Annotated in this window: 19 protein-coding genes and 1 riboswitch; of the genes, 10 read left to right on the top strand and 9 right to left on the bottom strand. The window is 64.8% G+C overall.

The annotated features are described in order from the left end of the window. Positions 1 to 2 precede the first annotated feature (2 nt). From ACR0R4_RS10635 to ACR0R4_RS10610, 6 genes are all read right to left on the bottom strand, one after another. Positions 3 to 653 (bottom strand): riboflavin synthase, encoded by a 651-nt coding sequence (locus ACR0R4_RS10635; protein WP_433647382.1) that lies wholly within the window; start codon positions 651 to 653, stop codon positions 3 to 5. Then, complete coding sequence (locus ACR0R4_RS10630) at positions 653 to 1,819, bottom strand: bifunctional diaminohydroxyphosphoribosylaminopyrimidine deaminase/5-amino-6-(5-phosphoribosylamino)uracil reductase RibD (protein ID WP_433647425.1); 1,167 nt, start codon at positions 1,817 to 1,819, stop codon at positions 653 to 655. The genes ACR0R4_RS10635 and ACR0R4_RS10630 overlap by 1 nt, the downstream gene beginning before the upstream one ends. A 35-nt stretch (positions 1,820 to 1,854) precedes the next feature. Beyond that, positions 1,855 to 2,001, bottom strand: a riboswitch (FMN riboswitch). A 177-nt stretch (positions 2,002 to 2,178) separates the two neighbouring features. Further along, a complete protein-coding gene (locus ACR0R4_RS10625; protein WP_433647381.1) occupies positions 2,179 to 2,913 on the bottom strand; it encodes a DUF1345 domain-containing protein in 735 nt (244 codons plus the stop codon). Then, complete coding sequence (locus ACR0R4_RS10620; RefSeq protein ID WP_433647380.1) at positions 2,910 to 5,087, bottom strand: bifunctional lysylphosphatidylglycerol flippase/synthetase MprF; 2,178 nt, start codon at positions 5,085 to 5,087, stop codon at positions 2,910 to 2,912. The genes ACR0R4_RS10625 and ACR0R4_RS10620 overlap by 4 nt, the downstream gene beginning before the upstream one ends. Positions 5,088 to 5,201: 114 nt before the next feature. Further along, positions 5,202 to 6,212 carry a tryptophan--tRNA ligase gene (gene trpS, locus ACR0R4_RS10615; RefSeq protein WP_433647379.1) on the bottom strand — a complete coding sequence of 337 codons (1,011 nt, stop codon included), beginning with the start codon at positions 6,210 to 6,212 and terminating at the stop codon, positions 5,202 to 5,204. Positions 6,213 to 6,287: 75 nt separating this feature from the next. Then, on the bottom strand, positions 6,288 to 7,145 hold the full coding sequence (locus tag ACR0R4_RS10610; protein ID WP_433647378.1) for an exodeoxyribonuclease III: 858 nt from the start codon (positions 7,143 to 7,145) through the stop codon (positions 6,288 to 6,290). A 174-nt stretch (positions 7,146 to 7,319) separates the two neighbouring features. Here ACR0R4_RS10610 and glpK point away from each other — a divergent pair, with 174 nt between their 5' ends. The 9 genes from glpK (at position 7,320) to ACR0R4_RS10565 (ending at position 17,088) form a co-directional block, all read left to right on the top strand. Further along, positions 7,320 to 8,870, top strand: coding sequence for a glycerol kinase GlpK (glpK, locus tag ACR0R4_RS10605; protein WP_433647377.1), 1,551 nt, complete (start codon positions 7,320 to 7,322; stop codon positions 8,868 to 8,870). A gap of 56 nt (positions 8,871 to 8,926) precedes the next feature. Continuing rightward, positions 8,927 to 10,141, top strand: a complete 1,215-nt coding sequence (locus ACR0R4_RS10600; RefSeq protein ID WP_433647376.1) for a pyridoxal phosphate-dependent aminotransferase — start codon at positions 8,927 to 8,929, stop codon at positions 10,139 to 10,141. Positions 10,142 to 10,279: 138 nt separating this feature from the next. Further along, positions 10,280 to 10,738, top strand: a complete 459-nt coding sequence (locus ACR0R4_RS10595; protein ID WP_433647374.1) for a 23S rRNA (pseudouridine(1915)-N(3))-methyltransferase RlmH — start codon at positions 10,280 to 10,282, stop codon at positions 10,736 to 10,738. Positions 10,739 to 11,245: 507 nt separating this feature from the next. After that, on the top strand, positions 11,246 to 11,482 hold the full coding sequence (gene nrdH, locus ACR0R4_RS10590) for a glutaredoxin-like protein NrdH (RefSeq protein WP_433647373.1): 237 nt from the start codon (positions 11,246 to 11,248) through the stop codon (positions 11,480 to 11,482). Positions 11,483 to 11,556: 74 nt separating this feature from the next. Next, entirely contained in the window at positions 11,557 to 11,958 is a 402-nt protein-coding gene (gene nrdI / locus ACR0R4_RS10585; RefSeq protein WP_433647372.1) for a class Ib ribonucleoside-diphosphate reductase assembly flavoprotein NrdI, read from the top strand. A 35-nt stretch (positions 11,959 to 11,993) separates the two neighbouring features. Then, positions 11,994 to 14,099, top strand: a complete 2,106-nt coding sequence (gene nrdE, locus ACR0R4_RS10580; RefSeq protein ID WP_433647423.1) for a class 1b ribonucleoside-diphosphate reductase subunit alpha — start codon at positions 11,994 to 11,996, stop codon at positions 14,097 to 14,099. A 99-nt stretch (positions 14,100 to 14,198) separates the two neighbouring features. Then, entirely contained in the window at positions 14,199 to 15,179 is a 981-nt protein-coding gene (gene nrdF / locus ACR0R4_RS10575) for a class 1b ribonucleoside-diphosphate reductase subunit beta (protein WP_433647371.1), read from the top strand. Between the two features lie 363 nt (positions 15,180 to 15,542). Next, positions 15,543 to 16,823 carry a tyrosine-type recombinase/integrase gene (locus ACR0R4_RS10570; protein WP_363879714.1) on the top strand — a complete coding sequence of 427 codons (1,281 nt, stop codon included), beginning with the start codon at positions 15,543 to 15,545 and terminating at the stop codon, positions 16,821 to 16,823. A gap of 58 nt (positions 16,824 to 16,881) precedes the next feature. Continuing rightward, complete coding sequence (locus ACR0R4_RS10565) at positions 16,882 to 17,088, top strand: excisionase family DNA-binding protein (RefSeq protein WP_363879717.1); 207 nt, start codon at positions 16,882 to 16,884, stop codon at positions 17,086 to 17,088. Positions 17,089 to 17,091: 3 nt separating this feature from the next. On the opposite strand, the gene dprA is transcribed toward ACR0R4_RS10565, so the two are convergent. Next, positions 17,092 to 18,075, bottom strand: coding sequence for a DNA-processing protein DprA (gene dprA / locus ACR0R4_RS10560; RefSeq protein WP_433647370.1), 984 nt, complete (start codon positions 18,073 to 18,075; stop codon positions 17,092 to 17,094). A 191-nt stretch (positions 18,076 to 18,266) separates the two neighbouring features. Between dprA and ACR0R4_RS10555 the strand changes: the two genes are divergently transcribed. Beyond that, positions 18,267 to 18,632, top strand: coding sequence for a sulfate permease (locus tag ACR0R4_RS10555; RefSeq protein ID WP_433647369.1), 366 nt, complete (start codon positions 18,267 to 18,269; stop codon positions 18,630 to 18,632). 6 nt (positions 18,633 to 18,638) lie between these two features. Here the strand turns inward: ACR0R4_RS10555 and ACR0R4_RS10550 are convergent, their stop codons facing one another. Both ACR0R4_RS10550 and ACR0R4_RS10545 read right to left on the bottom strand, forming a co-directional pair. Next, positions 18,639 to 19,205 carry a hypothetical protein gene (locus ACR0R4_RS10550; RefSeq protein WP_433647367.1) on the bottom strand — a complete coding sequence of 189 codons (567 nt, stop codon included), beginning with the start codon at positions 19,203 to 19,205 and terminating at the stop codon, positions 18,639 to 18,641. A gap of 21 nt (positions 19,206 to 19,226) precedes the next feature. Continuing rightward, on the bottom strand, positions 19,227 to 19,685 hold the full coding sequence (locus ACR0R4_RS10545; protein ID WP_433647366.1) for a single-stranded DNA-binding protein: 459 nt from the start codon (positions 19,683 to 19,685) through the stop codon (positions 19,227 to 19,229). Between the last annotated feature and the right edge of the window lie 26 nt (positions 19,686 to 19,711).

Genomic DNA, 19,711 nt, shown 5'->3' with positions numbered 1-19,711 from the left:
CCTTAGTCGTGTGCGAGGTCTGATGCGGCGCCTGCACCGAAGCGCAGCATGCGGGCAACGTGGCGGGCAAGAATGTCGGTTTCGAGATTGACGCGATCGCCCGGCTCGAGAAGGCCCAGGGTGGTGGCGGAGAGGGTCTCCGGGATGAGTGATACCTCGAACCATGGATCGGCTTCGTTCTCGTCCGAGATACTCGAAATTGTCAGGGAGACCCCGGAGAGGGTTACGGAGCCTTTGTCTACGAGAAGCGGGGCGAGTTCGCGTGGCAGCGCGAAGCGCAGCACACGCCAGGCATCTCCGGGGGTCGTAGAGATCAGTGTCGCCGTGCCATCGACGTGCCCTTGTACGATGTGCCCACCGAGGCGGCTGTCGACGCGGGCGGCCCGCTCGAGGTTCACTCGATCGCCGGGCTGCAGCGCGCCGAGCGTCGACATGTGGATCGACTGCGCCATCACGTCGGCGGTGAAGGTCCCGGCGCCGTCCGTGTCCTGGCCCTGCTCGATCACGGTCAGGCACACGCCCGAGACCTGAATCGAGTCGCCGTGCCCGGCATCTTCGGTGACCTTTGGCCCCTTCACGGTGAGCCGGAGCGAATCGCCCAGGGGTGCGACGGCGACGATCTCGCCGATCTCTTCAATGAGTCCGGTGAACATCAGTGCTCCTTTGGGGTGAGGGTTGCGGTGATCAAGAGGTCGGTGCCCAGCTCTTCGACGCTGGTGAACTGCAGTCGCGCGATGTCGCGCATAGTCGCGATGCCCAGATCGTGGATCGCGAGGCGTGGCCCACCCAGGAGCGCTGGGGCAACGTAGACGAGCATCTCGTCCACCAGCCCGGCGGCGATGAAGGCGCTTGCGACCGTCGGCCCGCCCTCGACGAACAGGCGCTGCACGCCGCGTTTGGCGAGGTCCGCGAGGTGTGCTGCGAGGTCGGTCCCGTCATAGTGGATCGGCTCCGCGAGCCCGTGCGCCGCGAGCGCCGGGTGCTGTCGCACCCGTGCATCGGCCGGAACTGCCCGGCGACCGAGCACGACGGGAATCGGCTGCTCGGACGCGGGCACCATGAGCTCTTCGCCAGATCGCGCGGTGAGTGAGGGGTCGTCGGCGAGCAGCGTGCCAGTGCCCACGAGGATCGCGTCGGCCAGGGCGCGGCGGCGGTGCACGTCGGCGCGGGCCTCCGGCCCGGTGATCCACTGACTTGAGCCGTCGGCCGCTGCCGCGCGGCCATCGAGGGTTTGCGCCCACTTTACGGTGACGAATGGTCTCGGGGTCCGAGTGAGGGCTGAGTGGCCGACTTTGTGTGTCGCGTCTCTCGGCTGCATCGAAGCAGAGTCCGAGGTTTCGTGCATCGAGTGCGACTGGCGTGCGAGCCATGGCGCGATCACGGCGCGGGCCTCAGCCTCGCGCACTCCGCCGATCACCTCGACACCTGCGGCACGCAGCGTCTCGGCCCCACCGCCAGCGTCCTCGCCCGGGTCGCTCGTGCCGTACGCGACCGCGCCGATCCGCGCCTCGGCGAGCGCGCCCGCGCAGGGCCCGGTGCGCCCGGTGTGATTGCATGGCTCGAGGGTCACGATGGCGGTGAGTTCGTTCATCCGTCCCCGCCACTCGGCGGGCAGGTGCGTCAGCGCGTCGACTTCGGCGTGTGGAGTGCCTGCGCCACGGTGCCAGCCCTCGGCGACGATGCGCCCGTCGGGGCCGAGGAGCACACACCCGACCTGCGGGTTTGGATCTCCCGCGGGGCTGCGGCGGGCAAGCGTGAGCGCGCGGCGCATTGCGTCGTCAAGCAACTCGCGATCCAACACTGACTTCTCCCGGAGCATGCCGGGGGTGAGCAGGGTAGCCCGGAAGCCGGACTCCTGCGTTCCTCTCATCCGGACTAGCGCGGAGGCTTCGCCACCACACATCACCGTCGGTACCGGAATTTCACCGGTTCAACCACGCAGGTGCGAGGTTCGCGGACTGTCACCGCCGGTTCGGATTCTCACCGACCCCGGAACACACTTCTTACAATAACGCGTTTTTCGTCGGTCTATTCCCGAAGTAGCGGATCGCGGCGCCGGGTCGCGAGATTACGAGCCCCGAGCCTGGCCGGGTCTGGCGGGAGCAATGGCGTAGCCATTGCGGATGGATTGGCGAGGGGGCGAAATCTCGCGACCCGGCGCCGCCTCGCGCCGCACTCCTACCCGCCCAGCTCGATCCCAGACCCCTGCAGCCCGCCGGCGATCGTGTTCATGCTCAGCACGATGATGAGCGCGTTGAAGAAGAAGCTGAATGCGCTGTGCCACACCACGGTCCACCGCATCTTGGTGGTGGTGACCACGACATCACTCACCGAGAATGACGTGCCGTTACTGAAAGAGAAGTAGACAAAATCGGCGAGGCGGGGCTCACTCGTTCCGGGAAAGACGAGCGGAGCTTGGCCCGTCGAGCGAAGATACTTGCCGTGGTAGACCCGCGAGTACCCCCAATGAAACAGCGCCCACGAAACGAGCATCGTCCACACCGCCGCGAGTTCGTAGATCGCGAGATGGTCGGGGTCGTCGCGCACGAGAATGAGGGTGAGTGCGGCAGTCAACCCGACCGCGCTCGACGCGAACGTCACGATGAGCGAGAACCAGCGCAGTAGCGGAAACCCGGCCAGACGACGAAACAGAGGATGATCGTGGTCACTGAACCTGACGCTGAGGTGCATCCAGACCGCAGTGAAGGTGAGGTAGCCCGTGCCGATCAGACACCAACCGAAGAGCCGCAGCGTCTCGTCGATCTCGTCCCCGTCGTCGATGAGCACGTAGCGGGCTCCGACCCACAGCAGGGCGATCTGCGCGATCCACCCCACGATCTCGCCGCTGAGGAACCAAAATGCATTGACTCGAGATGCCGCGCCGGCGCGGCGCGCGGCCGGACCCTCGGTCACTGTGACCCGCCCGAGGGTGCGGCCTCGGCTGTGGGCACGCTTGCCGCGGCCGAGGCCACGAGGTCACGCAGGGATGCGTCGGGCAGGTATGCGCGCGTCAACGCGACCGCGATGCGCGGCAGGTCGCCCTCGTCGCGGAACAGCAGGTGCAGCGGCTCGGCGCGCGGGTTGAACTTCTGCTTGAAGCGGTGCAGCGATCTGAAGCCGTAGAGCGGCTCGATGAGTGCGCCCAGGCCGTCGAGCACGCGATCCACCGGCCCCTCCTCGGCATCCTCGGGTCGCACGAGTGGTGCCCCCGAGAGCGACACGAACTGGTAGCCCGCCTCCGCGAAATGCAGGGCAGAGGAGGCGATGAGAAACTCCATCACCGGGCCGAAGCCCCCGTCGCGTCGACGCATGAGATCGAGTGTCCAACCGTGGATCTCCCCGCCGCCCCCGTAGACCGGCAGCCACGAGGTGATGCCGTGGAGGTTGCCGTCGGCATCGACGGCGAGCCCGACGCGGGTCTCCGGATCCATCGCCTCATCCACCGTGCCGAGCGTGAAGCGCATCTCGGGCAGCCCCTTGTCGCCCGTCCACTGCTCGGAAATTGCCCGCACCTGCGCGCGTACCCCGAAGGGCTCGTCGGCGAGCTGGCACATGCGAAACTCGATGCCCTCGCGCGCGGCCCGGTTCACCGAGGTGCGCACCGGCTGCCAGCGTTTGCCGGTCAGTTCGAGGCCGGGCAGATCCACAATCGTGTCTTCGGCAACGATCACCGCGCGCCAGCCCGCGGGCCTTGCCTCTGCGGCCTCGCGACCCGCCGAGAACACGCACGGGATCAGGCCGGCCTGCTCGGAGGCCCGCGCGAACGCGGCGAGCGCCTCGGCGTGTCCACCGGGGGCAACCACGGGGTCGCCCAGGCCGATCGCGACGCCCGCGTAGGCTTGGTAGGCGACGACACCGGTGGATCCCGCGACGTTCGTGGGGCTGCCGCCCACGGGAAGATAGCGGTTCGGAGCCCAGCCGATCATCCACGAGATTGTGCCGCCGCCCAAGGCTCGGAGCCGGTCAAGCGCCGCGGTGCGGCTCAGCCCGTCAGCGGTGAGGGCACGCCGGCTCGCGCGCAGCGGAACGCGGAATGCCCCACGCGCGAACACCAGCACCACCAGGAGGGCGAGCCAGAGGAGGCCCTCGGGGAGCACGAGACTCAGCGCCTCGATGGGGCTCTCGATCGTGCCCGAGTCGATCAGTGAGGGAACGAGCGCGAGGCCGACGACGACCGAGAGCGCGTTGAATGCGGCGGCCGCGAGGGTGATGATCCACGCCCAGCGCAGCCCGAGCCGAATGCCGTTTGCGATGAGCGCGATGAAGATCACGTCGAGCGCGACGTCGAGCGCGTTTGCGACGGGGAAGTGCTGACCGAGCGGCCCGTCGTAGGGGATCGCGAGGTCGATCACCTGCACCACCCCGATGGCCAGCAAGAACGCGAATGACATCACGCGCCACTCTCGAGTGCTGGGGCGGCCGGCCGGGTGGCGGAATGCGGGCAGCCACCCGCTCGCGACGAGGCCCGCCGTGATGGCGATGGCGTGTTCGAGGTTCGCGAGTTGACCCATGTAGAGCACCTCGATCGCGGCCCACACGCCGAGCGCAAAGCGGGCCCGCAGGCGCCAGGGCGAGGGCAGCGTGGCGAGCACGAACGCGAGGCAGGCGAATGCGCCGGCCGAGGGGCCCACGTCGAGTGCCTCAGACAGGCGCACCGCCCACGGCCAACCGCTCGGAGCGATGAGCAGCAGTACCCCTGCCGCGCCGAACACGCCGACCAGGTGGCCCGCGGCGAAGAGGCCCACGGTGCGGAGGGTGCCAAAATGCCATTCGGCCCAACCCACGCCGCCGATGAGCACGGGTGCGATGAGCAGCAGCGCGATCGGCGGGCTGAGCACGAAGGGAGAGGTCGCGACCGTGAACCAGCGCCCCTCCGCGAAGGCGGGGAGGCCGGTTGCGATCCGCTCGAACCAGGGCATGGCCGCGGCGGGCGAGAGGATCGATCCGGTCGCGATTGCGATCGCGAGGATCGCGAGAACGAGGAGCGCGGTGAATGGCACGCGCAGCGCGGCCCGCGCGAGGCGGCCGACCCTGGAGGGTGCTGCAGGAGCGGGTGTGTCGGTGCGGGCGGCTGCGCTCTCAGTCATGTGGTCATTCTATGGAGGGAGTCCACCTTCACGCCCGACCTGGGCGCATCGAGGAGGCGCAATTCCACCACCATTTGCGCGCAGGTGGTGGAATTGCGACCTTTCGGCGGGGGGCTACCGGTGCAGCAACCCGATCCGCTCGTAGACCGTGGCGAGGGTGCGGCTTGCGACCTCGTTCGCGCGATCCGCGGCGCCCGCGAGCAGGCGGTCGAGCTCGGCGCGGTCGTCGAGCAGCTCCGCGGTGCGGGCGCGCACGGGGGCGAAGGTCTCCTCGACCACCTCGACCAGCGACTTCTTCAGGTCTCCATACCCGCGCCCGTCGAACTCGCGCTCGAGTGACTCAATCGAACGCCCGGTCAACACCGCGAAGATCGTCAGCAGGTTCGACACCCCGGGCTTCGCCGCGCGGTCGTAGCGGATCTCGCCGTCGTCGTCGGTCACCGCCCGCATGATCTTCTTCTTCGTGACATTGGCGGGATCCAGCACCTTGATCAGGCCCGCCTCGCTCTCGGCAGACTTCGACATCTTTGAGGTCGGCTCCTGCAGGTCGTAGATCTTCGCGGTGTCCTTCTGGATCTGCGCCTCGGGCACCGTGAACGTCGCCCCGAACCGGCTGTTGAAGCGGGTCGCGAGATCGCGGGTCAGTTCGACGTGCTGGCGCTGATCCTCGCCCACGGGCACGGCATCGGCCTGGTACAGCAGGATGTCGGCGGCCATCAGGATCGGGTAGGTGAACAGCCCCACCGAGGCGGTGTCTGAGCCGTAGCGCTGCGACTTGTCTTTAAACTGCGTCATGCGGCTCGCCTCGCCAAAGCCGGTGAGCGTGTTCAGCACCCACGCCAGCTCGGCGTGCGCGGGCACGTGCGACTGCACGAACAGGGTCGACTTCGCGGGGTCAATACCGGCCGCGATGTACTGCGCCGCGGTCGAGCGGGTGCGCTCGACGAGGTCGGCCGGATCCTGCGGCACCGTGATGGCGTGCAGGTTCACGACGCAGAAGAACGCGTCGAAGCTCTCCTGCATGTCGACCCACTGCGTGAGCGCGCCGATGTAGTTGCCGAGGTGCAGTGAATCGCTCGAGGGCTGCATCCCTGAGAAAATAACGGGCTTCTGGTTCTCGCTCATGGTGTCTGGGCTTTCTGGCGGCACTGCCGCTCACGGTGTGGGGTGGATCGCCAGGCGATCCACCGGGTGAAGAATTTAGGCGCGGTAATCGACCACGACGGGGGCGTGGTCGCTCCAGCGGGTGTCGTAGGAGGGGGCGCGGTCGATCGCATAGTGGGCGACGCGCTCGGCGAGGGGCGGTGTGACCACGTGGTAGTCGATGCGCCAGCCCGAATCGTTGTCGAAGGCCTGCCCGCGGTTCGACCACCAGGTGTATGGCCCCGGTACCTCGCCATGCCATCTGCGGCCGATATCGACCCAGCCCAGGCCCTCACCCGCGCTGCCGTCGACACCCACGACGCTCTCGCCGGCCTCGCCGAAGAAGCGGTCGAAGTAGGCGCGCTCACGGGGCAGGAAGCCCGCCCGCTTCACGTTGCCCTTCCAGTTCTTGATGTCGAGCTCGCGGTGGCCGACGTTCAGGTCGCCGACGATCGCGACGTACTCGCAGGCTGCCTGGAGCTCGCGCATGCGCTCGCCCATGGCATCGAGGAACGCCCACTTCGCTTCCTGGCGGGGAGTGTCGACCTCGCCCGAGTGCACGTAGGTGCTGACGACGGTGAGGGGGGTGCCCCCGAGGTCGAAGTCGGCCTCGAGCCAGCGGCCAGACGACTGGATGGAATCCTGTGCGTCATCCGCGCCGAGGCGCTTGCGATGCCCAGTTGCGGGCACGCGGCTCGCGATCGCGACACCCGCGCGGCCCTTGATGTCGCACGGATCGTGCAGCAGGTGCCAGCCCTCGCCGAGGAGCTGCTCGAGGTGGGTGTCGTCGGCGCGCACCTCTTGCATCGCGAGCACGTCGACATCGCGGGCATCGAGCCAGTCGCCCATGCCCTTGCGGAAGGCGGCACGGATGCCATTCACATTGACGGAGGCGACGCGCAGGGTTTCGGCCATGGGTGCCAGTTTACTGCGCTCGCGAGACCCCCGCCCTCGGCCTCGCCGACCCCGTCTCCAATCAGGTTGGGCGCAAGTGGCTGCTTCCGATGTCCGGAAGCAGCCACTTGCGCCCTACCCGCGATGAGGTCGCGGGAACCTCGAACCGCGGAAGCGGCCGCTAGGCTTCGATGCATGGCAGCAGCGACGCGAGACCACATCGTGGCGATCGATCAGGGCACCACCTCCACCCGGGTCATCGTGTTCGACCGCGAGGCGCGCGAGGTCGCGACCGCGCAGCGCGAGCACCGCCAGATCTTCGAGCGGGCCGGCTGGGTCGGCCACGACGCCACCGAGATCTGGCACACTACCCAAGCCCTGCTGCGCGAGGCGCTTTCCGCGGCCCGCATCGGGGCGGATCGCATCGCCGGCCTGGGCATCACCAACCAGCGCGAGACGACGGTCGTGTGGGATGCCGCGACCGGCGCACCCGTCGCCGACGCGATCGTGTGGCAAGACACCCGCACGCAGCCGATCATCGACGCGCTCGCCGCCGCGCACCCGCTCGGCACCGAGCGCCTGCGACAGATCACCGGGCTGCCGCTCGCGAGCTACTTCTCGGCGAGCAAGGTGCGCTGGCTGCTCGACGAGGTGCCGGGTGTCGCCGAGCGTGCGGCGCGCGGTGAGCTGCGGTTCGGCACGATCGACTCGTGGCTTGTCTTTAACCTCACGGGGGGTGCGACGGGCGGCGGGATCCACATCACCGATGTGACCAACGCCAGCCGCACCCTGCTGTGCGATCTCGAGACCCTCGACTGGAGCCAGGAAGCCCTCGATACCTTCGAAATTCCGCGCGAGATGCTGCCGGAGATCGTCTCGTCGTCGCAGGTGCTTGGCGAGGTGCGCGGTGTGCCCGGGCTCGAGGGCGTGCCGATCGCGGGAATTCTGGGCGACCAGCAGGCGGCGACCTTCGGGCAGGCGGCGTTCGCCACGGGCGACGCGAAACACACCTTCGGCACCGGCGGGTTCTTGATCGTGAACACGGGGGAGCAGCCGGTGCGCTCGCGCAACGGGCTCCTCACCACCGTGGCGTATCGCCTCGACGGCGAGGCACCCACCTACGCGCTCGAGGGCTCGGTCGCGGTGGCGGGTTCGCTGCACCACTGGCTGCGCGACAACCTCGGCGTGCTGCGCGACAGCACCGAGATCGAGGGGCTGGCCGCGAGCGTGCCCAACGCGGGCGGGGCGTTCATCGTGCCCGCATTCTCCGGCCTCTTCGCCCCACGCTGGCAGCCCGACGCCCGCGGCGTGATCGTCGGGCTCACCCGCTTCGTGACGCGGGCGCACCTCGTGCGCGCGGCGAGCGAGGCGTGCGCGTACCAGACTGTCGAGGTGATCGACGCGGCGGCGGCAGACACGGGTGTCGCCCTGACCGAGTTGAAGGTCGACGGAGGCGGATCCGCCAGCGACATGATGATGCAGTTTCAGGCCGACATGCTCGGTATTGACGTGGTGCGCCCGCAGGTGCTCGAGACCACCGCGCTGGGTGCCGCCTTCGCCGCCGGGCTCGCCACGGGCGTGTGGGCGGGGAAGCACGAGCTCAGCGCACTGGTGCGCGAGGGGCGTCGCTGGTTGCCAAGGATGGACACGGTGGATCGCGAGCGCCTCCTGCGCCTCTGGAACAAGGCGGTCGAGCGATCGCTTGACTGGGTCGACGACGACACCCGGGCGCTCGCCGGCGCGTAGCGGGTCTGGAACCGGGCGTGTACGCGATCCACTCGCGCGAGTGAAATAATCGTTACGTGCGCGCCATCACTCAATCCAGCAAGCTCAGCGGGGTGCGCTACGACGTGCGCGGCCCGATTCTCGAAGAGGCCGAGCGGCTCGAGCGCGAGGGACATCGGATCCTCAAGCTCAACATCGGCAACCCGGCCCCGTTCGGGTTCGAGGCACCGCCCGAGATCGTGGAGGAACTGCGACGAGTGCTGCCCGAGGCGCAGGGATACAGCGACTCGCGCGGTGTGCTGGTGGCGCGCGAGGCCGTGGCCGACTACTACACCGGCATCGGGATCACGGGCGTCGAACCCGAGCACGTGTACCTGGGCAACGGGGTCAGCGAACTCATCTCCCTGGTGCTGCAAGCGCTCGTGAGTAACGGTGACGAGGTGCTGGTGCCCGCGCCCGACTATCCGCTCTGGACCGCGCAGGTCACCCTCTCGGGCGGGCGCGCCGTGCACTACCCGTGCGACGAGCAGAACGGGTGGATGCCTGACCTCGCGGCGATCGAGGCGCTCGTGACCCCGCGCACCAAGGGCATCGTGCTCATCAACCCGAATAACCCCACCGGTGCCGTCTACTCGGCAGATCTCGTGCGGGGGTTCGCGGCGCTCGCCGAGAGGCACGGGCTGGTGCTGCTCGCCGACGAGATCTACGAGAAGGTGCTGTACGAGGGCGTGCACGAGCATGCGGCCCGGCACGTCAACGAGACGCTGTGCCTGACATTCAGTGGGCTGTCGAAGGCGCAGCGCGTCGCGGGGTACCGCTCGGGGTGGGTCGTCGCCTCGGGCAACCTAGAGCTCGCGATCGACTTTCTCGAGGGGCTCACGCTGCTCGCCAACATGCGAATGTGCGCCAACGTTCCGGCGCAGTACGCGATCCCGATCGCGCTGTCGCACGAATCCTCGATCGGGGCGCTGTGCGGCCCGGGTGGGCGACTGCGTGAGCAGCGCGACGCGGCCCACCGGTTGCTGACCGAGATTCCGGGCGTTACCTGCGAGCTTCCGGGTGGGGCGATGTACCTGTTTCCCCGCCTCGACCCGACGCGCTACCCGATTGAAGACGACCAGGAGTTCGTGATCCACCTGTTGCGCGCGACGAGTGTGCTGGTGACGAACGGCCGCGGCTTCAACCTGCCAACCCCCGATCACTTGCGGTTCGTGACGCTGCCGCGGGTGGATGTGCTGACCGAGGCGATCGGGCGGGTGGCCGAGTATCTCGACACCGTGCGCGTCGACTAGCGATGGGTGCACCGTGAGTGTTCGCGTCATCGCGATCGGCAAGAAGCTGCACGCTGGAGCTCAGAGCGAGAGCCATTTCTGGCTCTCGCCGCGACGCCAGTGCCGAGTGCCTCTGGTGCTCGGAATGGGTCTGACCTCGTGAGTATTCGGATCCTCGCAATCGGCAAGCGACATGAACCCTGGGTCGACGGCGGCATCGCGCGCTACGAGAAGCGCCTGCGCAAGCCATTCGACGCGTCGTGGCTGCTGCTGCCGCACTCGTCGCGCGAGGGCGACGCGGCGCGTAGCGAGGAAACAGATCGGGTGCTCGGCAAGATCGGCGCGGGAGAGTTCGTTGTGCTGCTCGATGAGCGCGGCAAGAATGTCGACTCGCCGAGTCTCGCCCGCACGCTGCAATCTGCGTTCGATGCGGGGCGGCAAGTCTCGCTCGTGATCGGCGGGGCCTACGGGGTTGACGACCGGGTGCGGCAGCGGGCCGACTTCGTGTGGAGCCTGTCGCAGCTCGTGTTTCCACATCAGCTGGTGCGGCTGATTGTCGCCGAGCAGCTCTACCGGGCGCAAGAGATTGCCGGGGGTCGGCCCTACCACCACGTGTAGGGACGTGCGGATCGCGCCCGCTTCGCTCAGGAGGGCGTGAGTGGCTTCTTCCGGCTTGCCGAAGCAGCCACTCACGCCCTACCTCGATGGGCGGTGGGTGTGGATCTTGCCCGTGACCCCCTGGTAGGGCGCAAGTGGCTCTTTCCAGCTTGCCGAAGCAGCCACTTGCGCCCGACCTGTGACGGGGGTGGATCATCCCGTCATCTCGGAATCCGCCAGTGTCAGAGGTGGCGCCTACCCTGCTGTCAAGCCCGAAATCAGGGGTCAGGGCCGACACGCCGCGCGGGCCTGTGGGGAGAAATAATCTTCCGCCCGCGGGGCTGTGGATAACTCGCCCCAGGTGGCGGAAAAGTGCGGAAGGTTCTCCCCAGATGGGCCCTCCGGCCGGTGGAGAACGGGTGGAAAATGACATTGGTGTAACTACATCATCTTGTGGTCTAACGCGATATGATTCACTATATGTAGTGCCTCGGTCGAGGTCAGAGCAGTTTTGAGAAAGGGCGTGACATGGCAACCACCGTGTACACCAAGCCGTCGTGTGTGCAGTGCACCGCGACCTATCGTGCGCTCGACAGCCAGGGCATCGAATACGACGTCATTGACCTGTCGGAAGACCCCACGGCGCTTGAGACCGTGAAAGAACTGGGCTATCTCCAGGCACCCGTCGTGGTGACTGACGACGAGCACTGGTCGGGCTTCCGCCCCGACAAGATCTCGCAGCTCGCGTCGCGCCTCGGCGACTAGTTGCCCTGATGATCGCCCACGACTTCGGCCGTGGGCGATCCACGCACTCGGGAAGAACGCAAGGGGAGCGAAAGATGACTGATCTGGTCTACTTCTCCAGCGTGTCGGGCAATACCGATCGCTTTGTGAAGAAGCTCGGGCGGCCCGCCCAGCGCATCCCCCTGCGCTCCACCGATGAGCCTCTCGTGGTGGACGAGCCGTTCGTGCTCATCCTCCCGACCTACGGCGGTGGCCCGGAAACACGGGCAGTCCCCAAGCAAGTTATTCGGTTTCTCAACGACGAGCGCAATCGAATGAACCTTCGCGGGGTCATCGCCGCAGGCAACACGAACTTCGGCGACGCGTACGGCATTGCGGGCGACATCATCGCCAAGAAGTGCCACGTGCCCCACCTTTATCGATTTGAACTCTTTGGCACCCCGGACGACGTGACCGCCGTCCAACATGGATTGGAACAGTTTTGGAAACAGCAGTGATCGACGCTCCGCTCGCCTCCTCGCGCGTGAGCGACATGGACTACCACTCGCTGAACGCGATGCTCAACCTGTATGACGCAGACGGCAAGATTCAGTTCGAGAAGGATCGCGAGGCCGCGCGTCAGTATTTCCTGCAGCACGTCAACCAGAACACGGTCTTCTTCCACAACTTCGAGGAGCGTGTGCGGTTCCTCCTTGATAACGACTACTACGAGCGCGAGCTCATCGAGAAGTACCCGCTCGATTTCATCGAGCAGCTCACTGATGAGGCGTACGGTCTCAAGTTCCGCTTTCCGACCTTTCTCGGCGCGTTCAAGTTCTTCACCTCATACGCGCTGAAGACGTTCGACGGTAAGCGCTACCTCGAACGCTTCGAGGATCGCGTTGTGATGGTGTCGCTCGGTCTCGCGCAGGGCGATCAGCAGCTCGCCCGCGGCATCATGCGCGAGATCATCTCGGGCCGCTTCCAGCCGGCCACCCCGACGTTCCTGAACCTCGGCAAGGCACAGCGTGGCGAGCTCGTCTCCTGCTTCCTGCTGCGCATCGAAGACAACATGGAGTCGATCTCGCGCGCGATCAACTCGTCGCTGCAGCTCTCCAAGCGTGGCGGCGGCGTGGCGCTGTCGCTGTCCAACATCCGCGAGGCGGGTGCCCCGATCAAGAAGATTGAGAACCAGTCTTCCGGCATCATCCCCGTGATGAAGCTGCTCGAAGACAGCTTCAGCTACGCAAACCAGCTCGGCGCGCGTCAGGGCGCGGGCGCGGTGTACCTCTCGGCGCACCACCCCGACATCATGCGGTTTCTCGACACGAAGCGCGAGAACGCCGACGAGAAGATCCGCATCAAGACGCTCTCGCTGGGCGTCGTGGTGCCCGACATCACGTTCGAACTCGCGAAGAAGAACGAGGACATGTACCTCTTCTCGCCGTACGACGTTGAGCGCGTGTATGGCGTGCCCTTCGGTGATATCTCGATCAGCGAGAAGTACCACGAGATGGTCGATGACGCGCGTATCAAGAAGACGAAGATCAGCGCCCGCCATTTCTTCCAGACCGTGGCCGAACTGCAGTTCGAGTCGGGCTATCCCTACATCGTGTTCGAAGACACGGTGAACAAGGCGAACCCCATCAAGGGCCGCATCAACATGTCGAACCTGTGCTCCGAGATTCTGCAGGTCAACACCCCCACCACCTACCACGAAGACCTCAGCTACGACCAGATCGGCAAGGACATCTCCTGCAACCTGGGCTCGATGAACATCGCCATGATGATGGACGGCGATGACTTCGGGGCCAGCGTCGATCTCGCGATCCGCGCCCTCACCGCGGTGAGCGACATGAGCCACATCTCATCGGTGCGCTCGATCGAAGACGGCAACGATAAGTCGCACGCCATTGGCCTCGGCCAGATGAACCTGCACGGGTACCTCGCTCGCGAGCGGATCCACTACGGCAGCGCCGAGGGCATCGATTTCACGAACATCTACTTCTACACGATCCTCTTCCACGCGCTGAAGGGCTCGAATCGGCTCGCGATCGATCGCGGGGTCGCGTTTGAGGGGTTCGAGGATTCGAAGTACGCCTCGGGCGAGTTCTTCGACAAGTACACCGAGCAGGTGTGGGAACCCGAGACCGAGCGCGTGCGCGAGCTGTTCGCCGCGTCTGGTGTCGCGATCCCGACCCAGGAAGACTGGCGTGAGTTGAAGGCCAGCGTGCAGGCGCACGGCATCTACAACCAGAACCTGCAGGCGGTGCCGCCGACCGGCTCGATCTCGTACATCAACAACTCGACGAGCTCGATCCACCCGATCGCGTCGAAGATTGAGATTCGCAAGGAAGGCAAGCTGGGGCGCGTCTACTACCCGGCGCCATTCCTCACGAACGACAACCTCGAATACTACGAGGATGCCTACGAGATCGGTCCCGAGAAGATCATCGACACCTACGCCGCGGCGACGCAGCATGTGGATCAGGGCCTCTCGTTGACCCTGTTCTTCAAAGACACCGCCACCACGCGCGACATCAACAAGGCGCAGATCTACGCGTGGCGCAAGGGCATCAAGACGATCTACTACATCCGCCTGCGTCAGCTCGCCCTCGAGGGTACGGAACTCGAGCAGTGCGTCAGTTGCATGCTGTGATTGCCTCACAATGCGCGCATGCGGTAATCGCTCAGTAGCTCACGCTCGCTGCATCGCGCAGCTACCCACCCACTCTTTCGGTTGAGAAAAGGAACACGCATGGTGCCGCACGAGAAGCTCAAACTGGTGGATCACGTCCAGGCCATCAACTGGAACCGCATCGAAGACGAAAAAGACCTCGAGGTCTGGAACCGTCTGGTGAACAACTTCTGGCTGCCCGAGAAGGTGCCGCTCTCGAATGATGTGCAGTCGTGGGCGACGCTGACGCCGAACGAGCAACTGCTCACCATGCGCGTCTTCACGGGACTCACCCTGCTCGACACGATCCAGGGCACAGTCGGAGCGGTCTCGCTGATTCCCGACGCGATCACCCCGCACGAGGAGGCGGTCTACACGAACATCGCGTTCATGGAGTCGGTGCACGCGAAGAGCTACTCGTCGATCTTCTCGACCTTGTGCTCGACTCAGGAAATTGACGACGCATTCCGCTGGTCTGTCGAGAACCCGTACCTGCAGAAAAAAGCACAGATCATCACCGACTACTACCGTGGTGATGATCCGCTGAAGCGCAAGGTCGCCTCGGCGCTGCTCGAGTCATTCCTGTTCTACTCGGGCTTCTACCTCCCGATCTACTGGTCGTCGAAGGCGAAGCTCACGAACACGGCTGACCTGATCCGCCTCATCATTCGCGACGAGGCCGTGCACGGGTACTACATCGGGTATAAGTTTCAGAAGGGTCTCGAAAAGGAGACCGAGGAGCGCCGCGAGGAGCTCAAGGACTACACGTTCTCGCTCATGTACGAGCTGTATGAGAACGAGGTGCACTACACGCAGGATCTCTACGATTCCGTCGGTCTCACCGAAGACGTGAAGAAGTTCTTGCACTACAACGCGAACAAGGCGCTGATGAACCTCGGCTACGAGCCGATGTTTCCGAAGGAGATGACTGACGTCAACCCGGCGATCCTCTCGTCGCTGTCGCCGAACTCAGACGAGAACCACGACTTCTTCAGCGGATCAGGCTCCTCGTACGTGATCGGTAAGGCCGTCGCCACCGAGGATGAGGACTGGGACTTCTAAGATTTCTTCCTAGAGGACCCGCATAAATACCTGTTCACGCCCCTGATCCGCGAGTTTTCGCAGATCAGGGGCGTTTTCGTGTCTCCCAGTCGAAAGACAGAGGAGAACAGAAATGAACAGGAATACCCACCCGAAGTGGCACGGGGATGGCACGCGCGCACCTTCCATGCGGAAGGAAGGCGAGGTAGCGACCGGAATTTGCGGTTGCTGCACCGCCGAAGCCGTGCCACTTCGTGCCACCAACGATCGAATCAACCCCCGGAGATCCGCGGAATCATGCGGATCTAGGCGAGGTGTGAGGTCGAGTGGCACGAAGTGGCACGACGGTCCGCCAGCGTCCGTTCTAGTCCAGGGGAGGGCATCATGAGTAACAGCAAACGCGAGAATTGGGGGAGCCTGCGCAAGCTCCCGTCTGGTCGATGGCAAGCTCGCTACCCGGGACTCGACGGAACGACCTACACCGCCAGAACCGATCAAGACCGGCCGCTCACCTTCCTCACCAAAACGGATGCACGAACCTGGCTTGCCGGGGTGCAATCGAAGATGGCACGGGGCCTTTGGGAGCCACCGGAGGAGACCGCAGCGCGGCTGCAAGCTGAGCTGGAGGTCCAACAGGCGCAGTCCTTGGGCTTCGAAGAGTACTCCACGCGTTGGCTTGAAATGATCCGTACCGAACCAAATCGCAGCGGTAAGAAGCGCGCCGTTGGTACCGTGCGCTCGTATAAAGGCAAGGTCACCGGTTATCTCATTCCAGAGTTCGGAAGCACGCCAGTGCGCGAGATCGACGCTGCCCGCATCAAGGTGATGACGGACCGGCTGGACCACATCCCCGCGCCGCTCAACCCAAACTCGAAGTTCAACGGCATTACGAGACCGGTGCTCATCGTGCTCATGATGATCCTCCGGCAGGCCGCACGAGACGGCATCATCCCGGCGGCACCGAACGTATCGGTACCGCGGCAAGAGTCGGTGAGGCACGACGCAGACCACGACGCGGGTGAAGACGTTGCGAATCCCATACAGGTGGAAGCACTGTACGAGGCGGTTCCAGATCAGTGGGCTATTGCGGTGCTGCTTGCGGCATGGTGCCAGCTGCGCCGAGGTGAGTGCCTCGGTCTGCAGCGTCGTGACATCGAGTGGCACGACGACGGAAGCGCCACACTGCATGTGCGGCGTCAGCTCAACGCCAACACCGGTGGCTACACCGACCTGAAGAGTGAAGCTGGCAGGCGATCCCTCAGCATTCCGAAGCTCATGATCGGTCGACTGCAGCAGCACTTGGAAGACTACGTTTCGTCCGACGCGAAGGCGCCTGTGCTTCCCGCCGACAGCCGGGGGAGCATCCCGCTGTCGAACACCCGGTGGGGATACATCTGGGCCGACGTGCGAGATGGAGTCGCGGGGCTGCCTCATCGCTTCAGATTTCACGATTTGAGGCACACGGGGCTGACGATCTTCGCGCAAGAGGGGGCGACGCTCGCGGAGCTGATGCGCCGGGGCGGGCACGCTGACATCCACATCGTGCTGCGCTACCAGCACGCCACGATGAACCGAGACCGAGAGTTGGCCGACCGCATGAGTGACCGTGTCCGCTCGAGTATCGCCCGAGCGAAGAAAGAAGGTGATGGGGGAGAGGAGACCTAACCGGACAGCCGCGGACACCTGTGGAGTGACACTCATTCGCTTACAGGGAGGTAACACCATGATTGCTCGCACTCCATCCGATGCACACGACTCCGCGTTGGTTCCATTGGCGGTCGCGGCCGAGAATCTGGGAGTTTCGGTCAAGACCATCAGACGTCGAATCGCTGACGGCACCGTCCGCGGGTATCGGGTCGGGCGCCTCATTCGCGTTGACCTCGACGAGCTTCGACGGAGTCTGGTGGTAGAGATGCCAACGGCGAGGTAGCAGCTACAGCACCCAACTCTTGGGTGAGACCGCATACGGCGCCCCCGCTCGGATCACACTCCGCGCGGGGGCGTTCGTTTCTCCCTCAACCATGCGCACGATGTCGGATCCATTGGTAATGACACAGGCGTGACCACTTTGCAGCAGCAGGTTGGTCCCCGTGCTGGCGGCGCTCGTTATAGGCCCGGGGACTGCGCCGACGAGGCGGCCGAGCTGCGCAGCCTCGGTGGCCGTGTGCAACGAACCTGACCGGGATCCTGCTTCAACGATGATCGTCGCGCTCGACAAAGCGGCGAGGATGCGCGATCGGTCGATAAACCGCTGGCGAGTCGGCGCGACCGACGGTGGTACCTCGGACAGCAGCAGCCCTTCGCGCGCAATACGGTCGATGAGATCAGCGTGGCCCGCGGGGTATGGGCGATCAACCCCAGAAGCGAGCACTGCGATCGTGTTCATATCGCGGAGGAAGGCGGCGCGGTGCACGGAGGCCTCGATCCCGTACGCCGCGCCTGCGACCAGCGTTCTGCCGTCCTGAGCGAGGTCTCCGCACAGTTCGTCGGTGACATGCGCGCCGTATGAGGTCTCGGCGCGGGCACCAGTGACGGTGATTCGCTGAGAGAGCGGCTGAGTAAGCAATTCGGTGCGTCCCTTCGCCCAGAGCGCGTATGGGGCACGAGCGCCGAGATCGTTGAGTGACGTTGGCCAGTCGGGATCGCTGGGAATGATCACACGGAACTTGCTGGCCTCAATCATGCGCTCGGCAAGTCGATCCGGGGTGGCAACTGAAAGTAGCCGATCGCGCCACACCGCAGCTTCAACGCGATCCATTCCCGGGACTAGGCCGTCCCTGTCGACGATTGAGATCAGTTCCACTGAGCCCACCTCGGCGAGCAGGTTTCCCGTGGCGACGTTGCCGGGGGCGCCGATCATCGACAGCAATACGCGGGCAGATCGATCATCCCTAACAAGAGCGGTGAGCGCGGGCATGGTGGCCTCCTTCGAGAGTGACTTCTACTAGAAGGTGCGCCTCATCCGACCCCTTTCGCATCTGTAAAAGGGGCGTACATTGGAAGGTGAGGCACGTCCACAATTAGCAGGCCCTTCGGGGCGGCCCTCACGGGAACTCGATCATATGTCGCCTCCTCTTCGGAGAAGTATGTACATCGGGAGTCCCCGTTATGATTCGCTCAATCTGGATCTTGAGTATCTACGTTCGCTCGTTCATGCAGCACTGCATGCCGACCAACATCCTCATCGCTTTCATTCGGCGGCGTCGTGGGCTGAAGTGGGGTGTGCCAGCGATGTTGCTTGTCGTGCCCTACGCGCTGGCTGCCGTGTGGTGTTTAGATCTGATCGATCATGGCGGGCCGGGGTGGTTACACCTCGTGATCTTGATCTGTATATGGAACGCGATAAAGTTCATCGTCATGGGCCCGGTCAGCGTGGTGCTGTTGTTGCGGTGGAAGCATTTTGAGGCAGTCGCCCGCAGAGAGGTAGCCATGCACGAGTCACCGGCTGAGCCCAACACTGTGCTCAGCCGGTGACGGCGATTAGTTGGGCACTTCTCCCGTGTGATCGTCGATGCTCGCGTAAAAGGCATCTTCGGCGGCTCCGCGTACTTGAACCTGGTCGACGACGAATTTCACGAAGTCGGCATCGCGGTTAGTGATGACCTGCTCGACGTTTTCGACCGTGTGATCCTCACCGGGCCAGATTGTCAGCCGTGTGGGCCGGTCTCGATCGAGACGGGTGCCGCTTGCGGACACCCAGTCGCGCAGACGCTGCCGCACATCAGCGAAGTCACGATGCCAGCCCAGTGGGGCAGAGCCGTCCTGGTTCGCGTCATAGGCGCAGAGCCAGTGCAGATGGAGCGCAGACAGCTCCCAGAGCAGCTCGGGGTGTCGGTGCCAGAGCGGTGGGATCACTGACGCTGGGAGCCCGTACTCCAGTCGGAGCCAGTCCACCCAGCGATTGAGTTCAAGCAGCTCCTGTTCAAGGTCGTGCGAGGTGAGCAGGTTCCAGTTGACTGGGTGTGGCGGTTCAGCCACCAGATTGCCATCGCCCCACTGGCCGTGAGCGCGGTCATCGCTTTCATCAAGGTTCTCCTGAGTGTTCATGAGTCGATCCCCATTCGTGCGTTAGAGGCCGAGCACCGGTGGGCTGAATACTGATCGTTGTGCGGGGGATTCAAACGCTCGATTCTGTTCCCGGGCGGGAGCGTCTTGACCTGCAACTTTGCGAGGTGAGCGATCCACGTCGTACCGGGTGCGAACGACATCATGACCGATGCGCTTCGCCACGAACTCTTCCCCCTCAACGGGCTGTCCATCTCGTTCGAAGCGCACCGGCTGTTGGTAACCCTCGGCGATGAAGTTGTCGCCTTTCGTGAACCGTTCATTTGCCAGTTCCGCTGAGCGCCCAAACATGACGAGATGATGGAAGCTCGTCTCGAGCTGCGTGAAGCTGCCGTCCCCTTCGCGACGAAAATGCTCCTGCCCAAAGCGGAAATAGAGACGCTGGTTTCCGTTTGCCGAGGTCGTCAGCTTGGGGTCGGTGGCGACAAAGCCGGAGACGGATTCTTGCGTGTGGATCGACATGTTCTCTTCCTGTCTGCTCGGGTGAC

This window comes from Leucobacter fengyongliangi, from assembly GCF_050971685.1.
Classification (GTDB): Bacteria; Actinomycetota; Actinomycetes; order Actinomycetales; family Microbacteriaceae; genus Leucobacter.
This window is presented reverse-complemented; position numbering and strand designations above follow the sequence as displayed.